The following is a 6,947-nucleotide window of genomic DNA, read 5'->3' as shown; positions in this document are numbered from 1 at the left end:
GCGTTTATGAGTCGGTGGCCTAGCCCTTTGACGGGCGGAACCAACACACTGCTCGGCCGGGAAATGGATCGGGAGGCTCTCGTTCGGCCACCCGTTCCCACTCATGCGGCGGAGTTTAACGAAACGTTAAGGTCTGTGAAGGATGGCGGATAAAATCGTGCCGATCTGGAAACTGTATCGGACATACGGCGGGACTGTGTTTCAGATCGCAACAGCGCGGCGTCTTTTCCGCATCGTTAACCCATTTTCGCTCAAGTTTTGCCAGATTGATCCAACCTGGGTCCGGGGTGATGATTCGGTCACGTTTCCGGTTTTCGGGCGGCCAACGGGCAAAATTCGGACTTCCCAAACCCGGGCGGGCTGATAAACTGTTACAAATAAATGGGCTTTTCCCGTCAGGCGCTGCCACGCTGCGGGGATGTGTAAAGGTAACAAGGGGGTGTCGCGGTGATGCGCGTTTTGAGTCCTGGTTTGAGATCCGTTCTTCTGGCTGCTGCGGTGGCCCTTTCGTCGATGCTGATGCTGCCCGGTGCGGCCCTCGCCCAAAGCGGTGGCGGTGTGACCGGCAGTATTGAGCCGGGCATCTGGATCGATCCCGATGGCTGTATGCACTGGGTCGCCGATGGCGGGGTCGAGGGGTACATGACCGGCCGGGTGAACCCCGAAAACGGCATGCCGATCTGCATGGAAATGAACACCTGCGCCGTGGCCAATACCGATACGCTGTTTGCCACGGACAGCTCCCGGCTGACTTCGGCGGGCCGGGCGCATCTGGAACAGTTCTTCTCCTCCGCCGGGGCCTTTGCCTACGCAATCTACGGCCATACCGACAGCCGCGCCTCGGATGAATACAACTTGGGCCTGTCACAGCGTCGCGCTGCGTCGGTCGCTGCCGTGGCCCGCTCGGTCGGCGCACGCGTGGCCCGCGAAATCGGCTATGGCGAACGGCGTCCCAGGGTGCCGAACACCAGCGCTGCAAACATGCAGCAGAACCGCCGTGTTGAAATCGTGTGCTACAGGTGACCCAGATGACGAGTGTTTTGAAGCCGATGAAACTTACCGCCCTATTGACCTCGGCCCTGGTTCTTGCCGGGTGTGTCGAGGCGATCGAAGGCGTGTCCCCCACCAACGATCCGGCCCCCGTCCGCGCCATTGCGCATGACAGGGGGCGCGACGCCGGCAGCCTGACCCAACTGGAAGCCGGGATCTGGGTGGACCCGGATGGATGCCACCACTGGATCGTCGATGACGGTCTGGAAGGCTATATCGACGCGCGCCGCGATCCGGTGACCGGCTTGCCGGTCTGCACCCCGATCGCGCCTCCGGGCTCTATCGTGGGCGATTCCGGTGCCGGGGCTGCGGGGATCCGGGACTGGGTGCCGAACCGGCGCTGACCGATCTTTGAAAGCACGGGGGAGGGCGGTGCCGGATCGGCGCCGCCCGATCTCATTCTGCCCGCCATTTCATCACGATATGGGGAAATTGCGGGGAATGGGACACAAGAGGTTGCGTTGGTCCGGCTCTGTTGCCACACTGGACCCACAACCTCGACGCGGGAGACCCCATTGGCGACCACCACGCTGCCTCCGCCACCCGAAGACGCCTCTCTGGAACGCGTTCTGGAATTCCCTGAAAACAGACTTCTGATAGAGCTTTGCGGCGAGTTTGACCGCAATCTCGCGCAGATCGAACATCTGATGGATGTGCAGATCGTGCGGCGCGGGAATGCGCTTGCCGTCCATGGCGGCGCGCGGGACGAGGCCGCTCAGGCGCTGCAATCGCTCTATCAACGCGCCGAGTCGGGCCGGTCGATCGACCCCGGCGATATCGACGCGGTGGTCCGGCTCGGCAATTCCGGGGAAGACACCGGCACCCGCGACGGCGACCAGATGGAGATGTTCCAGACCGGCGACCTGGAAATCAAGACCCGCAAGAAAACGGTCGAACCCCGCACCAAGGCGCAGCAGGATTATGTCCGCGCGCTGTATGGTCACGAACTGGCCTTCGGGATCGGCCCGGCGGGCACCGGCAAGACCTATCTGGCCGTGGCCGTTGCGGTAAACCAGATGATCAACGGCCATGTGGATCGCATTATCCTGAGCCGCCCTGCGGTGGAAGCGGGCGAGAAGCTCGGCTACCTGCCCGGCGACATGAAGGACAAGGTCGATCCTTACATGCAGCCGCTCTACGATGCCCTGAACGACTTCCTGCCGGGCAAGCAGCTGGCCAAGCTGATCGAAGAAAAGCGGATCGAGATTGCGCCGCTCGCCTTCATGCGGGGGCGGACGCTGGCAAATGCCTATGTGGTGCTGGACGAGGCGCAGAATGCAACGGGCATGCAAATGAAGATGTTCCTGACCCGTCTGGGGCAGGGCAGCCGCATGGTGATCACCGGCGACCGCAGCCAGGTGGACCTTCCGCGCGGCGTGACCAGCGGCCTTCGGGAGGCAGAGCGTATCCTAGACGGGATCAAGGGCATCAGCTTCAACTATTTCACCGCCAAGGATGTGGTGCGCCACCCGATGGTGGCAAAGATCATCGAAGCCTATGACGCCGACAATCCGGCAGAGCGCGGGTGAGGGAAAAATCTTGAAAGAAGATTTTTCTGAGGCTGCAAAAATCTTCCTGAAGATTTTTGGGGGATGGAAGAATTTTCCAGAAAATTCTTCTGTTCGGTGCGCGGTATGAACGGGACCGCTCTGGTGGATGTGATCATCGAGGCCCCCGAATGGGAGGCGGTGAACCTGGACGTCATCGCAGGGAGGGCCTGTTCTGCTGTTCTGGCAGAGCTTGGCCTTGATTCAGAGCGCTTCGAAATCGCAATCCTGGCCTGTGACGACACCCGGATTGCCGAACTGAACACGGATTTCCGGGGCAAGCCGCACCCCACGAATGTCCTGTCATGGCCCGCGGAAGAGATCGAATTGCCGACAGGCCAGTCCCCGGAGCTGCCCCATCCTGACCCTGACGGCCCGCCTGTTGAACTGGGCGACATCGCCATTGCCTACGAGACCTGTGCGCGTGAAGCCGAGAACCAGGGAAAGCCCTTTTCGGACCATGTCAGCCATCTGCTGGTCCACGCGACCCTGCATCTGTTGGGTTTTGATCACATAAATGACCCGGATGCCGCCCATATGGAAGCAATCGAGACGCGTATCCTTGCAACCATGGGCATCCCTGACCCATATTAGGGCCAACGGGTTTTCAGGCCCGGCAATTGTCCTTGGAAAGGATCCATGAACGACTCCCCCGAGTCCTCCTCTAGCGCAGCGCAAGGCGCGCAGGAGACGGACGACAGTTCAGACCAGAGACCCGGCCTTCTGGCCCGGCTCTTTGGCAACACCCAATCCCCCGAACCCATTGAAACGAACGGGCAACCCGCGCACGCCGCCGGGTCTGCGGCGCATGCGGCGATCTCGGTGTACAATCTGCGCCGGATGCGGCTGGATGATGTGGCGGTTCCACGTGCGGAAATCACCGCCGTGCCGGTCGATATCGCGCTTGCCGATCTTGTCAAAGTGTTCCGCGACAGCGGGTATACCCGTCTGCCGGTTTATGAGGGTACGCTCGACACGCCGATCGGGCTGGTTCATCTCAAGGACCTGGCCCTGACCTATGGGTTCAATGGCGGTGGCAAGGTCATTGACCTCGGCTCGATGCTTCGACCGCTGCTCTATGCACCTCCATCCATGCCCATTGGGGTGATGCTGCAAAAGATGCAGACCGAGCGGATTCACATGGCCCTTGTGATCGACGAATATGGCGGTGTGGACGGTCTGGTGACACTGGAGGACCTGATCGAACAGGTTATCGGTGAGATCGAGGACGAACATGACGTCGAGGAAGACAAGCTCTGGTCAGAAGAAGCCCCCGGCTGCTGGCTTGTCAGGGCCAAGGCGCCACTGGACGAGTTCGAGGATGCCATTGGCGTCGATCTGACCGAAGGGCTTGACGACGAGGAGATCGACACGCTTGGCGGGTTGGTGTTTGTCTTGTCCGGGCGCGTTCCGGCCCGTGGCGAGGTCATTCCCCATCCGGCAGGCCCCGAGATCGAAATCGTCGATGCCGACCCGCGCCGGATCAAGCGTTTGCGGATTCGTCTGCCCAAGGGGCATGGCGGGTGACAGGGATTGCCCGCTGGCTGTCTGGTCGGAGTGCGCGCCAGCGGTTCGGGCTTGCCTTTGTCGCCGGGGGGCTGGCTGCAACAGGGCTTGCGCCCTTCGATCTGCCGTTCTTGTCCCTGCTCGGCTTTGCCGGGCTTGCCCTGTCCCTGATGCTTGTCGGCACAGCGAGGCCGGCTTTCTGGACGGGCCTGGCGGGCGGCACGGGCTATTTCGCCGTGTCCCTGCACTGGATTGTCGAACCCTTTTTCGTCGATCCCTGGCGGCATGGCTGGATGGCGCCCTTCGCCCTGATCCTGATGTCTGCCGGTCTGGCCCTGTTCGGGGGGGCGGCTGCGGCATTGGCGGTCCGCGTGACGCAACCGGGGGTGCTGCGTCCTCTGGCCTGGGCCTTGGCGCTTAGCGCGTCCGAAATTCTCCGCGCCTCAATCCTCACCGGTTTCCCCTGGGCGCATCCCGGCCATATCTGGATCGGCAGCCCGCTGATGGGGCTTGCGGCTTGGGTCGGGCCGCATGGGTTGACCTTGCTGACCCTGTTGTTGGCGGCGGGATTGGCGGCGGCGATCTGGTCGCGACCTGTGCTTTTGGCGCTTCCCGGTGTCTTGGGTGCGGCGGCTTTGGGGCTTGGAATGATGATCCCCCCTGCACCCCCGGCCGATGAAAACGCCGCCGTGATCCGCCTGATCCAGCCCAATGCCCCGCAGCATCTGAAATGGTTGCCAGAGATGATCCCGGTCTTCTTCCGCCGCTCGCTGGAACTGACCGCCGCCGATCCGCAGCTCGAGGCGCCGCCCGATCTGGTGATCTGGCCGGAAACCTCGTTGCCTGCGTTGCTGCGCAATTCCGAGCCATGGCGCGAGGCGATCGGGCAGGCCTCCGGTGCGGCGCGGGTGATCTTGGGCGGGCAGAGGTTGCAAGACGGAATGGTGCGCAATTCGCTGTTTCTGCTGGACCGGGACGGCGGATTGGCGGCCACCTATGACAAGCATCACCTCGTGCCCTTCGGCGAGTATATCCCGCTGACCGGAATGGCCCGTGCCATGGGGCTGCGCGGCCTGGCCGAGGTCGCAGGCGCGGGCTATACCCCCGGGGACGGCCCGGCGCTGCTGGATCTCGGTCCGCTTGGGCAGGCTTTTCCGATGATCTGCTACGAGACGATTTTCCCCGGCTATATCCGGCAGGTCGACCGCCCCGACTGGCTGCTGCAGATCACAAATGACGCGTGGTTCGGGGAGTTTTCCGGCCCCTTCCAGCATCTGGAGCTGGCGCAGCTGCGCGCGGCGGAACAGGGCCTGCCGTTGCTGAGGGCGGCAAATACCGGCGTCTCTGCGGTGATCGACGCGCGCGGGCAGGTTCTGGCGGCGCTCCCCTTGGGCGAACATGGCGCGCTCGACCTGCGGCTGCCGCCACCGTTGCCTGCCACGGTTTACGCCCGAACCGGGGACTGGCCCATCTGGGTGTTGCTGCTTGGCTTGTCTTGCTGCGTCATGCTGGCGGAACGGCGACAGCGCCATTGATCCCGCCACGCAAAGCGCGTAAGGCGCTTGCACAACCGCCCCACAACGGCTTCCTGGCGTGGCGGCGATAACAGGTAACGGAGCACTTCCCATGTCGCGCAACAACTACATTTTCACTTCCGAATCCGTTTCGGAAGGGCACCCCGATAAAGTCTGCGACCGCATTTCCGATGCGGTTCTCGACGCCTTTATTGCCCAAGAGCCAGAGGCGCGGGTCGCCTGTGAAACCTTCGCCACCACAAATCGCGTCGTGATCGGCGGCGAGGTTGGCCTGTCGGATCAGTCCAAGCTGACAGAGTACATGGGGCGTATCGACGAGATCGCTCGCGAGTGCATCCGCGATATCGGTTATGAACAGGACAAGTTCCACTGGCAGACGGTCGAGATCACCAACCTGCTGCACGAACAGTCCGCCCATATCGCGCAAGGTGTGAATGCGGCGGAAAACAAGGACGAAGGTGCGGGTGACCAGGGCATCATGTTCGGTTTTGCCGCCAATGAAACGCCCGACCTGATGCCAGCGCCGATCCAGTATTCCCACGCGATCCTGCGGCGTCTGGCCGAGGTGCGCAAATCGGGGCAGGAACCGGCGCTTGGTCCCGACGCCAAGTCGCAGCTTTCCGTGCGCTACGAGGATGGCAAGCCGGTCGAGGTGACCTCCATCGTGTTGTCCACCCAGCATCTGGATGAAAGCCTCAGCTCGGACGACGTGCGCGCTATCGTGGAGCCCTATATCCGCGAGACCCTGCCCGAGGGCTGGCTGACCGCAGCGACCGAATGGCACGTGAACCCGACCGGCAAGTTCGTCATCGGCGGGCCGGATGGCGACGCGGGCCTGACCGGGCGCAAGATCATCGTCGACACCTATGGCGGCGCGGCCCCCCATGGTGGCGGTGCGTTTTCCGGCAAGGACCCGACCAAGGTGGACCGCTCGGCCGCCTATGCCGCGCGCTACCTGGCCAAGAACATCGTCGCCGCCGGTCTGGCCGACCGCTGCACCCTGCAGCTGTCCTATGCCATCGGCGTGGCGCGGCCGCTGTCGATCTATGTCGACACCCATGGCACCGGGCAGGTGCATGAGTCCCTGATCGAAAAGGCCGTGGCGCAGTGCATGGACCTGACCCCGCGCGGCATCCGCACCCATCTGGGGCTGAACAAGCCGATCTTCCAGCGCACGGCGGCCTATGGCCATTTCGGGCGCGCCCCCGAGGCGGATGGCGGGTTTTCCTGGGAAGCGACCGATCTGGTCGACGCCCTGAAAGCCGCCGTTTAACAGGCCGCGCGACTTGTGCTAAAGAATGGCGACGCC

7 protein-coding genes and 1 riboswitch are annotated in these 6,947 nt (G+C 63.0%); all 7 genes read left to right on the top strand.

The window, feature by feature from the left end; all coding sequences use genetic code 11:
* The first annotated feature begins 513 nt into the window (after positions 1-513).
* The 7 genes from EP237_RS18390 to metK all read left to right on the top strand — a co-directional run bounded on the left by EP237_RS18390 (position 514) and on the right by metK (position 6,911).
* Entirely contained in the window at positions 514-1,023 is a 510-nt protein-coding gene (locus tag EP237_RS18390) for an OmpA family protein (protein ID WP_420812533.1), read from the top strand.
* 5 nt (positions 1,024-1,028) lie between these two features.
* Entirely contained in the window at positions 1,029-1,394 is a 366-nt protein-coding gene (locus EP237_RS18385; protein ID WP_240661689.1) for a hypothetical protein, read from the top strand.
* Positions 1,395-1,565: 171 nt separating this feature from the next.
* The gene (locus EP237_RS18380) at positions 1,566-2,579 is read left to right on the top strand and encodes a PhoH family protein (protein WP_127562352.1); all 1,014 of its coding nucleotides are present in this window, start codon (positions 1,566-1,568) and stop codon (positions 2,577-2,579) included.
* 105 nt (positions 2,580-2,684) lie between these two features.
* Complete coding sequence (gene ybeY, locus EP237_RS18375; protein ID WP_127562351.1) at positions 2,685-3,191, top strand: rRNA maturation RNase YbeY; 507 nt, start codon at positions 2,685-2,687, stop codon at positions 3,189-3,191.
* Between the two features lie 45 nt (positions 3,192-3,236).
* Entirely contained in the window at positions 3,237-4,124 is an 888-nt protein-coding gene (locus EP237_RS18370; protein WP_127562350.1) for a transporter associated domain-containing protein, read from the top strand.
* Positions 4,121-5,638 carry an apolipoprotein N-acyltransferase gene (lnt, locus tag EP237_RS18365; protein ID WP_240661688.1) on the top strand — a complete coding sequence of 506 codons (1,518 nt, stop codon included), beginning with the start codon at positions 4,121-4,123 and terminating at the stop codon, positions 5,636-5,638. Before EP237_RS18370 ends, lnt begins: the two co-directional genes overlap by 4 nt.
* Before the next feature lie 34 nt (positions 5,639-5,672).
* Positions 5,673-5,723: riboswitch (SAM-SAH riboswitch) on the top strand.
* A gap of 6 nt (positions 5,724-5,729) precedes the next feature.
* Positions 5,730-6,911, top strand: coding sequence for a methionine adenosyltransferase (gene metK, locus EP237_RS18360; RefSeq protein WP_127562349.1), 1,182 nt, complete (start codon positions 5,730-5,732; stop codon positions 6,909-6,911).
* The last annotated feature ends 36 nt before the right edge of the window (positions 6,912-6,947 follow it).

This window comes from Nioella ostreopsis, from assembly GCF_004000255.1.
Taxonomy (GTDB): domain Bacteria; phylum Pseudomonadota; class Alphaproteobacteria; order Rhodobacterales; family Rhodobacteraceae; genus Nioella; species Nioella ostreopsis.
Note: the sequence above shows the minus strand (reverse complement) of the source record. Positions and strands in the feature narration are given on the sequence as shown.

Excerpts from the sequence above, each read along its gene's own strand:
- EP237_RS18390 (WP_420812533.1), top strand. The coding sequence starts at position 514 with ATGCTGATGCTGCCCGGTGCGGCCCTCGCCCAAAGCGGTGGCGGTGTG.
- EP237_RS18385 (WP_240661689.1), top strand. The coding sequence starts at position 1,029 with ATGACGAGTGTTTTGAAGCCGATGAAACTTACCGCCCTATTGACCTCG.
- ybeY (WP_127562351.1), top strand. The coding sequence starts at position 2,685 with ATGAACGGGACCGCTCTGGTGGATGTGATCATCGAGGCCCCCGAATGG.
- EP237_RS18370 (WP_127562350.1), top strand. The coding sequence starts at position 3,237 with ATGAACGACTCCCCCGAGTCCTCCTCTAGCGCAGCGCAAGGCGCGCAG.
- metK (WP_127562349.1), top strand. The coding sequence starts at position 5,730 with ATGTCGCGCAACAACTACATTTTCACTTCCGAATCCGTTTCGGAAGGG.